General features: G+C 55.6%; 17 protein-coding genes. 14 read left to right on the forward strand and 3 right to left on the reverse strand.

Annotated features, from left to right (window positions below; all coding sequences use genetic code 11):
* Positions 1-39 precede the first annotated feature (39 nt).
* The 4 genes from CCB157_RS03100 (at position 40) to coaD (ending at position 2,338) form a co-directional block, all read left to right on the forward strand.
* Positions 40-477: a YlbF/YmcA family competence regulator gene (locus CCB157_RS03100; protein WP_077614463.1), complete on the forward strand. Its 438-nt coding sequence runs from the start codon at positions 40-42 to the stop codon at positions 475-477.
* A gap of 126 nt (positions 478-603) precedes the next feature.
* Positions 604-876, forward strand: coding sequence for a YlbG family protein (locus CCB157_RS03105; protein ID WP_158077183.1), 273 nt, complete (start codon positions 604-606; stop codon positions 874-876).
* Between the two features lie 408 nt (positions 877-1,284).
* Positions 1,285-1,842, forward strand: a complete 558-nt coding sequence (gene rsmD, locus CCB157_RS03110; RefSeq protein ID WP_077614465.1) for a 16S rRNA (guanine(966)-N(2))-methyltransferase RsmD — start codon at positions 1,285-1,287, stop codon at positions 1,840-1,842.
* Between the two features lie 10 nt (positions 1,843-1,852).
* Positions 1,853-2,338 (forward strand): pantetheine-phosphate adenylyltransferase, encoded by a 486-nt coding sequence (gene coaD, locus CCB157_RS03115; protein ID WP_077614466.1) that lies wholly within the window; start codon positions 1,853-1,855, stop codon positions 2,336-2,338.
* 4 nt (positions 2,339-2,342) lie between these two features.
* Here coaD and spoVV read toward each other — a convergent pair whose 3' ends face one another.
* Positions 2,343-3,554, reverse strand: coding sequence for a dipicolinic acid transporter SpoVV (gene spoVV / locus CCB157_RS03120; protein WP_077614467.1), 1,212 nt, complete (start codon positions 3,552-3,554; stop codon positions 2,343-2,345).
* Positions 3,555-3,726: 172 nt separating this feature from the next.
* On the opposite strand from spoVV, the gene CCB157_RS03125 reads away from it, so the two are divergent.
* Both CCB157_RS03125 and CCB157_RS03130 read left to right on the forward strand, forming a co-directional pair.
* The gene (locus CCB157_RS03125) at positions 3,727-4,506 is read left to right on the forward strand and encodes a patatin-like phospholipase family protein (protein WP_238594575.1); all 780 of its coding nucleotides are present in this window, start codon (positions 3,727-3,729) and stop codon (positions 4,504-4,506) included.
* Between the two features lie 3 nt (positions 4,507-4,509).
* Complete coding sequence (locus CCB157_RS03130; protein ID WP_077614469.1) at positions 4,510-5,553, forward strand: SepM family pheromone-processing serine protease; 1,044 nt, start codon at positions 4,510-4,512, stop codon at positions 5,551-5,553.
* Between the two features lie 74 nt (positions 5,554-5,627).
* Here CCB157_RS03130 and CCB157_RS03135 read toward each other — a convergent pair whose 3' ends face one another.
* Positions 5,628-6,854, reverse strand: a complete 1,227-nt coding sequence (locus CCB157_RS03135; RefSeq protein ID WP_077614470.1) for a nucleotidyltransferase — start codon at positions 6,852-6,854, stop codon at positions 5,628-5,630.
* A 133-nt stretch (positions 6,855-6,987) separates the two neighbouring features.
* Here CCB157_RS03135 and CCB157_RS03140 point away from each other — a divergent pair, with 133 nt between their 5' ends.
* From CCB157_RS03140 to CCB157_RS03150, 3 genes are all read left to right on the forward strand, one after another.
* A complete protein-coding gene (locus tag CCB157_RS03140) occupies positions 6,988-7,503 on the forward strand; it encodes a YceD family protein (RefSeq protein WP_158077184.1) in 516 nt (171 codons plus the stop codon).
* A 19-nt stretch (positions 7,504-7,522) separates the two neighbouring features.
* Entirely contained in the window at positions 7,523-7,696 is a 174-nt protein-coding gene (gene rpmF / locus CCB157_RS03145; protein ID WP_077614472.1) for a 50S ribosomal protein L32, read from the forward strand.
* 169 nt (positions 7,697-7,865) lie between these two features.
* On the forward strand, positions 7,866-8,501 hold the full coding sequence (locus CCB157_RS03150) for an RsfA family transcriptional regulator (RefSeq protein ID WP_077614473.1): 636 nt from the start codon (positions 7,866-7,868) through the stop codon (positions 8,499-8,501).
* Between the two features lie 276 nt (positions 8,502-8,777).
* Here CCB157_RS03150 and CCB157_RS03155 read toward each other — a convergent pair whose 3' ends face one another.
* Entirely contained in the window at positions 8,778-9,257 is a 480-nt protein-coding gene (locus tag CCB157_RS03155) for an N-acetyltransferase (protein ID WP_077614474.1), read from the reverse strand.
* Between the two features lie 259 nt (positions 9,258-9,516).
* Between CCB157_RS03155 and CCB157_RS03165 the strand changes: the two genes are divergently transcribed.
* From CCB157_RS03165 to bshC, 5 genes are all read left to right on the forward strand, one after another.
* On the forward strand, positions 9,517-10,857 hold the full coding sequence (locus CCB157_RS03165; protein ID WP_077614476.1) for an acetyl-CoA carboxylase biotin carboxylase subunit: 1,341 nt from the start codon (positions 9,517-9,519) through the stop codon (positions 10,855-10,857).
* Positions 10,858-10,859: 2 nt separating this feature from the next.
* Positions 10,860-11,072: an acyl-CoA carboxylase biotin carboxyl carrier protein subunit gene (locus CCB157_RS03170; protein WP_077614477.1), complete on the forward strand. Its 213-nt coding sequence runs from the start codon at positions 10,860-10,862 to the stop codon at positions 11,070-11,072.
* A gap of 130 nt (positions 11,073-11,202) precedes the next feature.
* Positions 11,203-12,741 (forward strand): acyl-CoA carboxylase subunit beta, encoded by a 1,539-nt coding sequence (locus CCB157_RS03175; RefSeq protein ID WP_439951302.1) that lies wholly within the window; start codon positions 11,203-11,205, stop codon positions 12,739-12,741.
* Positions 12,742-12,862: 121 nt separating this feature from the next.
* Positions 12,863-13,744 carry a 2-dehydropantoate 2-reductase gene (locus CCB157_RS03180; RefSeq protein ID WP_158077185.1) on the forward strand — a complete coding sequence of 294 codons (882 nt, stop codon included), beginning with the start codon at positions 12,863-12,865 and terminating at the stop codon, positions 13,742-13,744.
* 85 nt (positions 13,745-13,829) lie between these two features.
* Complete coding sequence (gene bshC / locus CCB157_RS03185; RefSeq protein WP_077614480.1) at positions 13,830-15,461, forward strand: bacillithiol biosynthesis cysteine-adding enzyme BshC; 1,632 nt, start codon at positions 13,830-13,832, stop codon at positions 15,459-15,461.
* Positions 15,462-15,596: the final 135 nt, after the last annotated feature.

The raw sequence follows: 15,596 nt of genomic DNA on the forward strand, positions 1-15,596 counted from the left end.
TCGTTCAAGCCGTGTTACAATAAAATGGGGTGACCTCAATTGATTGCGACTCTAGAACATCTTCAGCTGCTCGATGCCGCTGATCGGCTCGTCGATATGTTGACCGAATCGGACGTCTTTGCCAGATATCGTTTATCCAAGGACAAGCTGGCCCGCGATGAAGAGGCTTTGGCTTTGATTCGCCGCTTCGTCCGCTTGCGGGAAAAATACGACGAAGTTCAACGGTTTGGCAAATACCATCCCGATTACAAAACGGTCATCAAGGAAATGATGGAAGTCAAACGGGAACTCGATATGAACGACGCGATCAGCGCGTATAAAAAGGCCGAAGATGATCTCAATACGCTTTTGTACGAAATCAGCGCCGCGATTGCGAACGCGGTTTCTCCGTCCATCAAAGTGCCGACCGGCGATCCTTTTTTTGACAGAGGTTGCGGCGGCGGATGCGGAGTCGGCGGAGCGTGCGGTTGCCATTAAAGAACCGGCCGCCGAACAAGCGACGCGGCGAGCCAGATGCGCAAGGGGGGAAGCCCCTTGCTTTTTTTTGCCCGATCATGATAGACTGGCATTGCAGTGAAAACGCTGACAATGGAGAGAATGGAAATGGCATCTGGACGTGCCGGTTTGATCGTCTGGCTTCATCATACAAGACACGCGAAGGCATTGAAAAAATATGGCAATGTGCACTATGTATCGAAAAAAATGCGCTATGCGATTCTTTATTGCGATGCGGACAAACGGGATGCCGTGATGGAGCGCTTGGCGAAACAGCGGTTTACCAAACGGGTGGACTTGTCCCACTTGAAAGAACTGGACAACCGTTATCAAAAAAAGCATAAAACGGAGCGCCGGCGGGAGGAAGACGAGCTCCTTTGAAAGCGCCATGTCCGACCGTGCTACGGATGAGGCGTTCGACGACTAGAGGGGTTTCTAATAAAACACGAAAACGCGTTTTGTGAACGGTCCAGGCGGCCGGCGATGCCAAACGGCGTTGGGGCGCATAGCTCCGCAAAAAAGAAGATCCCGCAGGATGAACCTGCGGGTGTCTCGACGCATACATCCCGTATGCCAAGACAATGGGAGAGGAGAAACCGGCGGAAAAACTTATGGGGAAACGTAAGTCTCCGCGGTTGGAACAACATCATTGCGATGTTGTTATTTTTATTATGGCCGAAAGGATCAGACGCTATACATCCCCAAGCCGGTAAGCGAAAGCGCTGGATTTTTTTATCGGTCAACTTTATGGTAGGATGTAAGCGAAAAACGGTTTTGAGGTGTCGAAGCATGAGAGTCATTGCCGGCAAATGCAAAGGCCGTGCGCTTAAAGCGGTACCCGGTCGAACGACGAGGCCGACGACGGATCGGGTCAAGGAAACGCTCTTCAACATCATCGGTCCATTTTTTGAGGGCGGTCAGGTGCTCGACTTGTACGGTGGAAGCGGTTCGCTGGGAATTGAAGCCCTCAGCCGCGGGATGGACCGGGCCGTTTTCATCGATCGCCACGGCCCCGCCGTCATGACGATCAGGCGGAATCTCGATGCGTGCGGCCTTTCGGAGCAAGCGGAAGTGTACCGCAAGGATGCGGGCCGCGCGTTAAACATCCTCGGGCAGCGCGGCGAACGCTTCGATCTCATTTTTCTCGATCCGCCGTATGAAGAAGCGCGGTTCGACCGTGATTTCGACCGAATTGTCCGGTATGGGCTTTTGCGGGAAGGCGGTTTGATCGTTGCCGAACACGATGTGAACGTTGCGCTGCCCGACCGCCTGTCGGAGCGGATCGCGCGTTTTAGATCCGAAGCTTACCAAAGCCATACCGCCTTATCTTTTTATGTCCACGAATAGGGGGAGACGCATGAGTGTTGCACTGTATCCGGGCAGCTTTGACCCGGTCACTTTGGGACATCTGGACATCATCAAGCGGGGGGCGAAGATTTTTGACAAGGTCATCGTCGCCGTTCTCAACAATTCCGAAAAACGCCAACCGCTTTTTACCGTCGAAGAACGCGTGCAATTGCTCAAGGAATCGACGGCCGACATCCCAAACGTCGAGATCGATTCTTTTGAAGGCCTGATGATTGAATACGCGAAAAAAAGAAAGGTGGACGCGGTTCTCAGGGGATTGCGGGCCGTCTCGGATTTTGAATACGAATTGCAAATCACGTCGATCAACAAAACATTGGACGAACAGATCGAAACGCTGTTTATGATGACGAGCAACAAATATTCATTTTTAAGCTCAAGCATCGTCAAAGAAGTGGCCAAATACCACGGATCGGTTTCCGACCTCGTTCCGGAGCCGGTGGAACGGGCGCTCAAGTTAAAATTCAAAGCGGAATGATGCCTTACCTTTCAACTTCTTTAAGATACCTGCGGGCTTTAAATAGGATGTATCCGACCAGGGCGATTAAAGTCATTAAGGAACCGATTCGCACCATTTCGGGCGCAGCGGCTGGCCATTCCGACAAAACGGGTCCGGTCACCGCCAGCGTTCGCGCGCCGGACGCCTCGCTTACGGCCAGCCATCGGTAGAGAACGCCCGCGCTCAGCGCCGAAAAAACGCCGTGCAACAAGCGTCCGGCAAAGAAAGGTTTGGCGCTCAATTTGGCTTGAGAAAGGATGCTCGCAACTTGGGCCTGAATGGAAAAGCCGCCAAAGCCGAGAATAAATGCGGTCGCCGCCACCGCTTCGGGGAGCGGGGCGCCGGTTTCGCTAATGCGTTGAGCTCCGACGGTGATTTCAAACAGGCCCGGCACAATGGCCTCGCCGAGCTCCGGGCTCATCCCCATCCAATGGAGCCCGTGAGAAAAGGCGGCGGCGATGAGCGTCATTCCGCCGATTTCATCGAGCAGTTTGTTGAAAACGGAAAACAAGATGATGAATCCGCCGACCATCAAGAGCGTCGACATGGAGGACTGCACGGCGTCTCCGAGCATTTGCCCGATCGGCCGTTTGTTGTTCACCCGTTCTCGATGCATGCGGCGAAACGCCACGGCGATTCTTCCCGCCTGTATTCGATTGTCGGGCATCGAAGCGTGTTCATGGCGTTTGTAGAAGCGCATAATAAGTCCGACGCACACGTTTCCTATATAATGGGAGAGAGCAAAGATGAGCCCGAGCGACGAGCGGTGAAAAAAACCGACCGCGACGGCTCCGAACATGAACAAGGGGTTTGAAAAATTCGTGAAACTGGCCAGGCGCTCCGCTTCCGTTTTGCTGATCTTTTTTTCTTCATAGAGCCTGGCGGTGATCTTGGCACCCGCCGGAAAGCCGGAGCACATGCCCATGGCGAAGACGAAGGCGCCGACGCCGGGGACTTTGAAAATCGGGCGCATGATCGGCTCGAGCAGAACGCCGATAAACGTCACCGTGCCGAAACCGATGAGGAGTTCCGAGATGATAAAGAAGGGCAAAAGCGACGGAAAGACGATGTTCCACCATAGTTTGAGCCCGGAGATCGCCGCGTCCACGGCCGGTTCCGGAAAATAGACGAGGCTGATCGCGATGAGGAGAGCGGAGCCTGCCAAAACCATGGTTTTGATGATTGATCGGTACATTTCGGTTCACCTCTCCGTTCGTCTTCCGCACATGCTCCGTGAAAACGAGCATAAATTCTTAAGTAGACCCCGGTTTGTCCTCTCAGAATATAGATATACGCGCTCGGAGATGAATTAGACCAAAGGACGCATGGCGTCATCGGGGGGCGCCGGAAGATGGGAGCGATCAGCCGTGAGGCCGAGGATTGGCGTGGCGCTCGGTTCGGGCGGAGAGAAAGGCTTGGCCCATATCGGGGTATTAAAAGCGTTTGAAGAAGAAGGCGTGCCGATCGATTTTATGGCCGGTTCAAGCATCGGGGCGCTCGCCGCTGCTTTATACGGAGTAGGCCACGATTGGCGGAGCATGACGGCGCTGGCGAGGGCGTTCAGCCGCAGGTTGATCCTCGATTGGCCGCCGTCCAAGACCGGGATGATTTCCGGGCGCAAGGCGGCCGCGATCATCAAAGCGATCACGCGGCAAAAACGGTTTGAAGACACCCGGATTCCGCTTGCGGTCGTCGCGACCGATTTGATATCCGGCGAACGCGTCGTGTTCACGAAAGGCGAGCTCTATAAAGCGGTGCGGGCCAGCATTTCGATTCCCGGCATTTTTCAACCGCTGAAAATGAATGGCCGCCTTCTCGTTGACGGCGGGGTCATCGATCGCGTGCCGTCCTCCGTCGTCCGGGAAATGGGGGCGGACATCGTCATTGCCGTCGACGTTTCCGGTTTTGCGGAAAAGGCGGTGATCCGTTCCTTTTTCGATGTCATCATGCGCAGCATTGACATCATGCAGCAGCAACTGGTTAAGTTACAAGAGATGAGCGCCGACATCGTCATCAAGCCGAATGTTGTCGACAAACAGGCCAAGGTTTACAACGATCTCGATCAACTCATTAAAATGGGCGAAGAATCCGCCCGCCGACGATTGCGGGATATCCGACGACTGATCGATGCATGGAAGGAGCGTTAATATTTGCAAAAGGGCCGCAGAAAATCCGTTTATGTGATCGCCGTCATTCTCCTGATGGCGGCGATCGCCGGAAATCTCATCCAGCTGCCGTATTATGTCACCCAGCCGGGGAGTGCCGATCGGTTGGCTCCGATGGTGAAGGTGAAGAATGGATACAAGGAAAGCGGGTCGTTTCGTTTAGTGACCGTGTTGGAAGGCAGAGCGAACGTTTGGCAGTTCCTCCGGGCGAAGATGGACTTCAATCCGTATACGCAAGTTTTAAAAGCTGATCAAGTGGCGTATCCCGACGAGAGTAAAACCGAAATGAACGTTCGCCAATTAAATTATATGAAAACGTCGCAAATCGCTTCCACTTACGTCGCCTATAAAGCGGCTGGGAAGAACCCGAAGCTCGAACATCGCGGCGTTCTCATCGTCAACGTCCATTCGAAAATGCTGGCCGCCCGCGTCCTGAGGGCCGGGGATATCATCGTTTCCGCGAACGGGCGCACCGTTCGGACGATAAAGGATTTGCAAAATGCCTTGAAAAATGCGAAGGCGGGCGAGCGGATCGATTTGACGGTGAATCGGAACGGTAAGCGCCTGGACGTCGAGACGGAAACGGCGCCGTTTCCGAAAGATTGGCTGCCCGCGGGAACGGACCATAAAGTCGGCCTAGGGATTTTACAGGCAGAAGCCATCGACCTTGACGCCGCTCCGCCGGTCCGCTTCAACACGGGCGGGATCGGAGGCCCTTCGGCCGGTTTGATGATGTCTCTTGAAATTTATGAGCAATTGACGCCTGAGGACTTGTCCAAGGGATACGATATATGCGGGACGGGTACGATCGACTTCAACGGAAATGTCGGCCCGATCGGCGGCATTAAACAAAAGGTGGTTGCCGCCGACCGGGCGGGAGCGGAGATTTTCTTCGCGCCCGTCGCCAAGCACGAGGCGGACGATGCGCGCGCCGCCGCGCGTGACATCGGCTCCGACATGAAGATCGTTCCGGTCAAGACTTTTGACGATGCCGTCCGCTATTTGCGATCGCTGAAACCGAAAAACTGACCGCCGTACGGCGGTTGGTTTTTTGTCAAATGGCGGCCCGTTTTTGGCGCATAACATGCGGCGGGTTTTGCCGATTAAAGCGTTCGTCCGCTCGCCTCATCGTAACGGACGGGTGAGCGGTCGAAATCGTCGCGGTCATCGGACGGCTTGATGAGCCGGTAGCAGAGGGCGGCGCGTTCGTCCAGGGCGGCGACCGGTGAGCGGCTGCTTGCGATTTTCGTGATGATGGGGACCTTCAAGTCTTTTTTTATGCGGTTCAAGTACTTTTGGCCTTTGCCGTTCATGCCGAGCAGGCGGATGTACGGCGGTTTCTGAAAGCGGCCCGCCCCGGCCATTTCTTCTTTCGTTGCGCCTGTTAAGACGTGCGTCGCCAATCTTTGGAGACGCGTCCACGTGTAGCGCTTGGTTTTGATCAGCTCCATCCATTCTTTAAAATTCGCGGCGCGGAGAGCGAACGCCTTGAGCCGGTTTTCCAAACCTTCCTCGGCTTCATAAATGGCGGAAAGCTCCTGGTGCCTGGCGGTCAAGAGCCGATATTTTAAAAAGGGAAAATAATCCTCCCAGCTCCGCAGCGTTCCGTTGTCCTGGGCTGCAAACAAGGCGTCTGCGGTGTATGGCGGCACGAGGCGGCGGAGCTCTTCGCGGCGGGCTGATCCGGCAAAAAGCGCTTGGCGAATGGCCGTCGCGCTTGCGATGCGGTCATCGCGAATGTCGTTGTCGTGGTAATCCGCTTTTAGGCGTTTGACGGTCGCCGTTCGGATCGGCCGTCCAAGCCGCCGGACCGCATCGACGTAATGATAGCCGAGAATGTTGTTCGGCTGTGAAAGGTCGATGTATTCCTCCCCCGACAAGCCGAGATCGCGAAACGCAAAGCTGGCCGCTTTCGGATAACTGACGCCCAGGGCGGTATGGGCTTTGACGGCGCGGTCGAATGCCGCTTTGCGGCTTTCCATGGCGCGCACGGTCCGGTGAAACGGTTCGATGTCGCCGGCTTCGCTCCCGAAAACGATGTCGGTCACTCCCAAGTCAGCGAGGATGCAAACGGCGCCCCAGGCGAATACCTCGGCTTTTTGCGTGGCGTACGCGTAAGGCAACTCCACCACGAGATCGACGCCCGCTTTCAGAGCGAGCGCCGTCCTTGTCCATTTGGACAGGAGAGCGGGTTCGCCTCTTTGGAGAAAATCACCGCTCATCACGGCGATGACGATATCGGCCTGCGTTTGTTTTTTCGTTTGTTGTAAATGATATAAATGACCGTTGTGAAACGGATTGTATTCGACGATGATGCCCGCGGCGCGCAACGGCACATCCCCCTCTCGGTTAGGCGTTTTTACTATAAAGCATAAGGTGTCGCCCGCTCGCTGTAAAGGGCGTCATATTGACAATCTTTTCAGCGTCATCTATAATACACTTGTTGTTTTGAGGTGTTCGCCAATGACACTTAAATGGTCGATTCCGGAACTTTTGGAGCACCAAAAAGGCGGTTTCAGTTTTGACGCCACCGTAACGGTTGACGAATTGAAAAAAAGGGACGCGGAGATCCGGAAGGTGACGCCGGTTCGGGTGACGGGCCGCGCGGACGTGGATCGCAACGCCGTGACGTTTTTCCTCACCGTGACCGGGAGGATGACCTTGCCTTGCGCATTGACGCTCGTCGATGTCGATTATCCGTTTCGCATCGAGACGACCGAGATCTTTCGTTTTGGCGGTCATTCGGCGCCGGAAGCGGAAGGGGAAGAAAACGTCCATCATGTCGAAGGCCAAACCGTCGATTTATTGCCGGCCGTTGAAGAAGCGATCTTGGTGGAAAAACCGATGCGCGTCGTCAGCGAAGAGGCAAAAAATCGCACGGATTTGAACGGGCCGGGATGGCAGCTCATTAACGCACCGGAAAGGAAACCGTCGATCGATCCGCGTTTCGAAAAGCTGAAAGAATGGTTTAACGAATGACGCCAAGGAGGTGGGAAACATGGCGGTACCAAAACAAAGAGTCTCTTCAACGCGCCGGGACAAACGCCGCACGCATTTCAAACTGCGCGTTCCGGGCATGGTGCAATGCGACAACTGCGGAGAATACAAACTGTCTCACCGCGTTTGCCCGTCATGCGGTTCGTATAAAGGAAAAACGGTTATTGAAAAATAATGCGATTGGCAACAAGGGGAGCGAAGAGCTCCCCTTTAGTTTTTGCCTGAAAGCATGCGACGAGAGAGCCTTCTCGGGCGGGACGCCCTCCAAAGCCTGATAGAATATCAAGTCTATCTTTCCTAGCAAACGCATATTATATGGCAAAGATATTGATTGGAGGGATTCTATGTCCAATGTCCGCCAAGATGCCTGGACCGAAGAGGAAGATCTGATTCTGTCCGAAACCGTCTTGCGCCATATTCGGGAAGGGAGCACCCAGCTCGCCGCTTTTGAGGAAGTCGGAAAAAAGCTTTCCCGGACGGCGGCCGCCTGCGGGTTTCGCTGGAATTCTCTCGTCCGCAAAAAATATGAAGCCGCGATCGCTCTCGCCAAAAAGCAGCGGAAAGAAGTGTTGGCCCGCAAGAAATCCGGTAGGAAGAAAAAAAGGGAGGAAGCAAAAAGCGGACAGATCGCCGCGGCGAACGACGCGAACGCCGCGCAAGCGGAATGGCGCATAGACATCAAAGCCGTCATTCGCTACCTTGAAAAGCTCAAGAGCGAAGAGGCGGAACTGCTTCGCCTGCGCGAGGAAAACGAACGGCTCAGCCAAGAGGTCAAGCTTGAAAAAGAAAAGCGCTTGACCGCCGAAAAAGCATTTGAGAAGGTACAGAGTGATTACGAGACGATAAAGAGAGAATACCAAGCGTTGCTGTCCATTATGGAAAGGGCGCGCAAATGGGCGGCCGCGCCGGGTGAAGAGCCCGCCGACGAAAACGAGGAACTCCCCGTTGCGGTGATGGCCCATGAGGCGGATGAATCGTGAAGTCCAGACGAAAGAGAAATCTGAATGCCAAACGATTGGTCGGCGTTTTATGGAGGCGAAGGCCGCGTCCGCAACCGAACCGCCCGAGCCGCGGCATCGGTGCGGCAGCAAAAAAAGTCCCATTTTTGTCGGGACTTTTTTGCTTGCCGTCTCCTTCGACGTTTAATCATGAAAGGCCATCGCAACCGGCGGGCGTTCGCCAGGGCGGGGGTGAAGCGGTAGTACAGGCCTTATGATTTCAGAAAAAATCCTTTGCGCCACCGCAGCGGAGCCGGGTCACTTCAGCGCCCGTTCTTTAACCCCTTTCGGGAACCAGACGTAAGGATTTTCGCCGCGGTCGCGTTCCACGTTATATGTGACCGGTTCAAAGCCCATCTTCTCCCAGAAGCCATGGGATTGTTGGCGCGCGTTCGTTTTGATCGGCAAATTAAAACTTTTCGCGAAGTCGACGAGAGCCTTGCCGTACCCTTTGCCTTGGTACATCGGCAAGACTTCCAATTTCCATAGCTCTAGATAATCTTGGGGCGGATCAAAATAGCGGTCGTATTTCTTGTCGATGCGGTAGAGGCTCATGCGCGCCACCAATTTATCGCCATAATAGATGCCGTAAAATGGCGAATCGCTGTCGTTTTCGATGATGTTGGCCTCTAAGTCTTCCAGCATCGACAATTCTTGGGCGCCGTATTCGCGGAACTTTTCGAATTCTTCTAGGGTTTTGAAGTTTATTTTCAGGCGCTCCACTTTATATTCGTTCATGCGTTTTGCCCCCTTTTTCGGTCGATAGATAAAAATCGGATTGTTTCCCTTATTATTATAATATAAACTAAGGGAAAATGCCGATCGAACATAGAAAGATCCATTCGGAGAAGAATAGGTGCAAAAGGCTTTTGAATGAGGAGGCGAAGTTTGTTAATATAACTATAAATGTAAGCGTTTACTTTCATGTCCATTCATCATCAAACGGGGGTGATCTGGCGCCGCTTGTGCCGGAGCATCGAAAAAGAGGAGGGAAACTTTGAAAAGGGTTTTGATTGCCAATCGCGGGGAAATCGCGGCCCGAATCATCAAAACGTGCCGCCGCCTGGGCATTGAAACGGTTGCCGTCTATTCCGACGCCGACCGCGATCTTCCCTATCTCGAACAGGCAACGGTCGCGCGCAGAATCGGCGAGCCGCCCGCGGCGAAGTCTTATATGAAAATCGACGCTTTGATCGAGGCGGCCAAGGCGACCGGATGCGATGCGGTCCATCCCGGTTACGGATTTTTGTCTGAGAATCCGGCGTTCGTCCGCGCCGTTGAAGAAGCGGGGCTCGTTTTCATCGGTCCGGATGCCGAAGCCGTCCGGCTCATGGGCGACAAGATTGCGGCGCGAGCGCATATGAAGGCGGCCGGCGTGCCCGTCGTTCCGGGGAGCGACCATCCCGTGACGACGCCGGACGAAGCGGCTGCCGTCGCCGATCGGGTCGGCTATCCGGTCATGTTGAAAGCGGCGGCGGGCGGCGGGGGCATCGGCATGGTGCGGTGCGCGGACCGCGAGGCGCTCGAACGGGCGTTTGTCTCGACGCAAACGCGGGCAAAAACGTATTTTGGAAACGCCGCCTTGTTCATCGAGAAAGCGATCGAAGGCGGCCGCCATATAGAGGTGCAAATTTTCGGCGACAAAAGCGGTCGGGTCATCCATCTGTTTGAACGGGAGTGCTCGGTGCAGCGGCGCCATCAAAAGGTGGTGGAAGAAGCGCCCGCGCCGTCTCTCTCTGAAGCGACGCGGCGCGCCATCACGCAAGCTGCCGTTCGTGCGGCTCGGGCGGTTCGATACCATAATGCCGGAACGGTGGAGTTTATCGTCGATGCCGATGAAAAATTCTATTTCTTGGAAATGAACACCCGCCTCCAAGTGGAGCATCCCGTCACTGAAGCGATCACCGGATTGGATCTTGTCGAATGGCAAGTCGCCGTGGCCGACGGCCAACCGTTGTCGCTTGGGCAAGACGACATCCGTCCCCGAGGAGCGGCCGTGGAATTCCGACTTTATGCCGAAGACCCGGAAACGTTTTATCCGTCGCCGGGCACGATCGAAGCGTGGGCGTGCCCCGACATCGAAGGCGTCCGCGTCGACACGGGTTATGCCGCCGGCAGCCCGGTCCCTCCGTTTTACGATCCGATGATCGCCAAGGTCATCGTCCATGCCCCGGACCGCGCTGCTGTTCTACAGAAAGCGCGCCGTTTTTTCACTGGGATGACGATCCGGGGCATCAAAACGAACCAAGCGTTGCATCTCAAGTTGTTGAGCGATCCGCGCTTTGTCGCGGGGCAATACGATACCTCACTGTTAAATCGCATGGCAAAGGAGAAGTGACCATGAGACACATTGAAGCGCCGATGGCGGGTACGCTGCTGAGCGTTTTGGTGAAAAAAGGCGATGAAGTCAAAGCCGGCGATCAAGTGGCCGTTCTGGAATCGATGAAGATGGAAATCCCGATCGAAAGCGGGGCGGATGGAACGGTCGCCGAGATCAAAGCGGCAGCGGGCGATTTCGTCAACGAGGGGGACCCCCTCATCGTGCTTGTATAAGAAGCGGCGTCTGATCCGTGGCAACGGCGCGCCGCTGCGCGTGCCGAAAGGGCGTCATCGGGGCGCCTGAGCCGGTCCCGAACACGGCCCGGCGTCCGATTCTACGCGGAATATGGCGAGGAGGGAAAATATGGACAATGCATTGGAACGGCGGCTCGCCGCTGCCATTGAAAAAATCGAAGCCGGCGGCGCCGAAAAATACCACCAAAAGCTGAAAGAAAACCGTAAAATGTTTGTCCGCAAGCGGTTGGAAGCCCTTTTTGACCCCGGGGCTTACCGGATCGAAGACGGGCGTTTCGCGAATTACGAAGCCGGCGATCTGCCGGCTGACGGCGTCGTCACCGCCGTCGGCAAAGTCGGCGGACAGACGGTGTGCGTCATGGCGAACGACGCGACGGTCAAAGCCGGTTCTTGGGGGGCGCGCACGGTCGAAAAAATCATCCGAATTCAAGAGACGGCTCAGAAATTGAAGGTGCCGATGGTTTACCTCGTCGATTCCGCCGGGGCCCGCATCACGGATCAGGTGGAGATGTTCCCGAACCGTCGCGGCGCCGGAAGGATTTTTTACAATCAGGTCAAAATGTCCGGCATGGTGCCGCAAGTCTGCCTCCTCTTTGGCCCGTCGGCGGCCGGCGGCGCTTACATTCCGGCATTTTGCGACATCGTCATCATGGTCGACGGCAACAGTTCCATGTACCTCGGTTCGCCGCGGATGGCGGAAAAGGTGATCGGCGAGAAAGTCAGCCTCGAAGAAATGGGCGGCGCCCGCATGCACTGCACCGTGAGCGGTTCCGGAGACGTGCTCGCCCGCGATGAAGAAGAGGCGATCGCTTCGTTTCGCCGTTATTTGTCGTATTTTCCCCGATATTATAAAGAAAAACCGAAGGCGGCGGTGCCGAAGCCGCCGAAAGCAGGGCGCCCCATCAGCGCGATCGTTCCGGAGCACCAAAACGTGCCGTTTGACATGTATGAGCTGATCGACGCGCTCGTCGACGAAGGCAGCTTTTATGAGATCAAAAAATTGTTCGCGCCCGAATTGATCACGGGTTTCGCCCGGCTCGGCGGAAAAGTCATCGGCATCGTCGCCAATCAACCGAAGGTGAAGGGCGGGGTTTTGTTCGTCGATTCCGCAGACAAAGGAGCGCGCTTCATCCACCTTTGCGACGCGTTCAACATCCCTCTGCTGTTTTTGGCCGATGTCCCGGGCTTCATGATCGGGACAAAGGTGGAACGCGCGGGCATCATCCGCCACGGCGCCAAATTGATCGCCGCCGTCAGCGAAGCCACGGTTCCGAAAATCTCGGTCATCGTCCGCAAAGCTTATGGCGCTGGATTGTATGCGATGGCCGGGCCCGCGTTCGAACCGGATTGTTGCCTCGCGCTCCCGACCGCCCAGATTGCGGTCATGGGGCCGGAGGCGGCGGTGAATGCCGTGTATTCCAACAAGATCGCGGAAATTGAAGATCCGCGGGAACGCCTACGTTTCGTTCAGGAAAAACAAGCGGAATACCAGAAAACCATTGATATCTATAAATTGGCTTCCGAATTGATCGTCGATGACATCGTCCCAGGCCATGATTTGCGCGAAGAGCTGATCCGCCGTTTTGAACTCTATGAAACCAAAGAGACGGCGTTCGCCGAAAAAAAACATCCCGTCTATCCCGTCTGAATCGTCTCGCCCGGCGAGGCGTTCTTTTTGTCAACGAACGAGAGGCTGACCGGCTTGGGCTCGGAATTGCAAGCCGTCCGCTTTCACAGTAACATGTTATCGAAAAAGGAGGCGGAGAATGATGAAAATCGGCGTGATTGGCGGGGGAGCCGTCGGCCTTTTGATCGCGGGATATTTGAGCTTGCGGTTTCCGGTCACTCTATACGTCCGCCGCAATGCGCAAAAGCGGCTGTTGGCGGAAGAGGGCCTCACCGTCGAAAACGGGCCGGGAAGGATTCGCGGCTTCCGCGTCGCCTTGTCCGATGAGCCGTGGGAAGACGACGTCATCCTTCTGGCCGTGAAACAACACCAATTGCCCGCCCTTTTGGAAAAGCGCGAACGGCCCGTCCGTCCGGATCAAGCGCTCATGTTTTTGCAAAACGGCGCCGGCCATCTCCGTCTGTTCGACCGGCTTGATTATGAAAATTTGTACGTCGGCATCGTCGAACACGGCGCTTGGAAGCGCTCGGACACGACGGTCGTCCATCGCGGCAGCGGCCGCATCTTGGTCGCCGCCGTCCGCGGCCGCCTCTCACTGTTAGATCCGTTGTTTCATGACGCGTCCTTCCCGTTTGTCCCGGCGGACGATTGGCGGGAAATCGTGAACCAAAAATGGCTGGCCAACGCGGTCATCAATCCGTTGACGGCCTTATATCGCGTCCCGAATGGGGCTTTGCTCGATAACGAGCCTTTACGGCGTGCAATGCGCAACGTCTTCGACGAAGCGGTTCGCGTCATCGATGTGGGCGATCGCGAGGCGGCATGGCGCCGCCTTACCGCGATCTGCCGGCAGACGCGGGACAATCGCTCGTCCATGCTGCAAGACATCGAGGCCGGCAGAAAAACGGAAATCGATGCGATATTGGGCGAGGCGCTCGCCGTCGCCGAAGCGCGCGGCGAAAAGCTGACGCTCATCGATTTTCTTTATCACAGCATCTCGGGTTTGGAGAGAGGGAGGCGATGACCATTCCTGATTTGAGCACTGCGATTGGGGTACGGCCGCAAATTTGTTATACTCAAAAAGCGACTACAGAGAGAGGAAGAAGGTCATGGAGATAAAAAAGCTGGATCTTCCCGAACCCTCCAAGCTCATGAACGATTACGTCCACCATTTTGAACGGCTCTCCGCGTATTTTGAATATGATTACAAAAATCCGGAAATCTATCGGGAACGTCTGAACGATATCCGCAAATACGACTTTCAACGGGAAGCGCTCGTCGAGTATCTGGCCGCTTTCAATCGGAAATACGGCGCGCCCACAAACGTTTTGGCCAACATTGAACGCTTAAGGGACAAACGGGCGGTGGTCGTCGTCGGCGGCCAGCAAGCCGGTTTGCTCACGGGCCCGGCTTACACCATACATAAGTGTCTGTCGATCGTCCAAGTCGCCCGCCATTTGGAAACCACTCTCGGCGTTCCGGTCATCCCGGTCTTTTGGATTGCCGGCGAGGATCACGATTTTGCCGAAGTCAATCACGTCCACGTCTTCGAACAGGGCCGAATCCGAAAGATCGACTTCCGCCATCCCGATGCCGGCCAAACGTCGATTTCGCGCCTTGTCGTCGACAGGAAACAACTCGGCCGTTGGGTCGAGGCCGTCTTTCAAGCCTACGGTGAAACCGCACACACCCGCCCGCTCGTGGACGATCTGCTCCGCAAGGCGGCTCAATCCGACACGTTGGTCGCTTTCTTCGCCCAACTGCTCCACGATTTGTTCGGCGACCAAGGGCTTGTCTTGTTGGACTCCGGCGATCCCGCGTTGCGCCGGTTAGAGGCGCCATATTTCAGGAAGCTCATTGAGCAGAGCGAAGCGATTTGCGCCAACGTGATGGAACAGCTTTCGTTATTGAAAGCCGAGGGCTACGGCTCCCCCCTTGATCAGCGCCCGACGAGCGCCAACTTGTTCTATCATAATGAGCAGGGTGAACGCATTTTGCTGGACCGGGCGGAGTCGGGCGCCTTCGCCAACGAGAGCAAAGGCGTCAGGATCAGCCGTGAAGAGCTTTTCGCTCTCGCCGAAACCCGTCCGGAACGACTGAGCAATAACGTCGTGACGCGGCCGCTCATGCAGGAAATGCTGTTGCCGACCGTCGCCTTTATCGGCGGGCCCGGAGAAATCGCCTATTGGGCGGCGCTGAAAGGGGCGTTTCGCGCCGTCGGGCTCGTCATGCCGCCCGTCGTTCCGCGCAAACGGATCACCATGATCGACCGCCGAACGAAGCGCTGGCTGGATGAAAAAGCCGTCGCGATCCGCGAAGCGTTGACCGGCGGCCTGAGCACGCGGAAAGAAGAGTGGCTTCGCAGCCAGCACGATTGGGATGTCGACGCGATCCATCAGTCGGTTGTGGAAGCGGTCCGAACGGCTTACCACCCGCTCGGGGAACTCGCCGGCGCGGTCAGTCCCGCGCTTGAACGGATTCGCGAAAAGAATTGGCGGTTGATCGAAGAGCAATTAAATTTTATGAAAAAGGCGATCGATCGCGAACTGCGCCTTCGCCACGCCACCGAACTTTCGAAATTTGATCGCGTCGAGGCGGCGCTGTTGCCGAACCGTCGTCCCCAGGAGCGGGTGTGGAACATCTATTACTTTATTAATTATTGGGGCCGGGATCTCGTCGACCGCCTCGTTGCTCTGGATCTCGAGCCGTTTGACGGCTGCCACGCCGTCGTCGAATTGTAGCGAATGGTGCCGTGTCGTATCGTTCGGCGCACCGGCAAAAACAGACAAATTTTTTAAAAAAATCTTGCCTTCCGGGCAGGATTTTTTTTATTGAGGAGAAATAAAAAAATAGAGTGGTGGAAAGTGGGGCATTGT

The sequence above is a fragment of the Caenibacillus caldisaponilyticus genome, from assembly GCF_002003465.1.
Lineage (GTDB): Bacteria > Bacillota > Bacilli > Bacillales > Sporolactobacillaceae > Caenibacillus > Caenibacillus caldisaponilyticus.

Bases quoted from the DNA above. Each gene is read 5' to 3' on its own strand.
- coaD (WP_077614466.1), top strand. From the start codon at position 1,853: ATGAGTGTTGCACTGTATCCGGGCAGCTTTGACCCGGTCACTTTGGGA.
- rsmD (WP_077614465.1), top strand. From the start codon at position 1,285: ATGAGAGTCATTGCCGGCAAATGCAAAGGCCGTGCGCTTAAAGCGGTA.
- CCB157_RS03170 (WP_077614477.1), top strand. From the start codon at position 10,860: ATGAGACACATTGAAGCGCCGATGGCGGGTACGCTGCTGAGCGTTTTG.
- CCB157_RS03175 (WP_439951302.1), top strand. From the start codon at position 11,203: ATGGACAATGCATTGGAACGGCGGCTCGCCGCTGCCATTGAAAAAATC.
- spoVV (WP_077614467.1), bottom strand. From the start codon at position 3,554: ATGTACCGATCAATCATCAAAACCATGGTTTTGGCAGGCTCCGCTCTC.
- rpmF (WP_077614472.1), top strand. From the start codon at position 7,523: ATGGCGGTACCAAAACAAAGAGTCTCTTCAACGCGCCGGGACAAACGC.
- CCB157_RS03155 (WP_077614474.1), bottom strand. From the start codon at position 9,257: ATGAACGAATATAAAGTGGAGCGCCTGAAAATAAACTTCAAAACCCTA.
- bshC (WP_077614480.1), top strand. From the start codon at position 13,830: ATGGAGATAAAAAAGCTGGATCTTCCCGAACCCTCCAAGCTCATGAAC.
- CCB157_RS03180 (WP_158077185.1), top strand. From the start codon at position 12,863: ATGAAAATCGGCGTGATTGGCGGGGGAGCCGTCGGCCTTTTGATCGCG.
- CCB157_RS03140 (WP_158077184.1), top strand. From the start codon at position 6,988: ATGACACTTAAATGGTCGATTCCGGAACTTTTGGAGCACCAAAAAGGC.
- CCB157_RS03150 (WP_077614473.1), top strand. From the start codon at position 7,866: ATGTCCAATGTCCGCCAAGATGCCTGGACCGAAGAGGAAGATCTGATT.
- CCB157_RS03105 (WP_158077183.1), top strand. From the start codon at position 604: ATGGCATCTGGACGTGCCGGTTTGATCGTCTGGCTTCATCATACAAGA.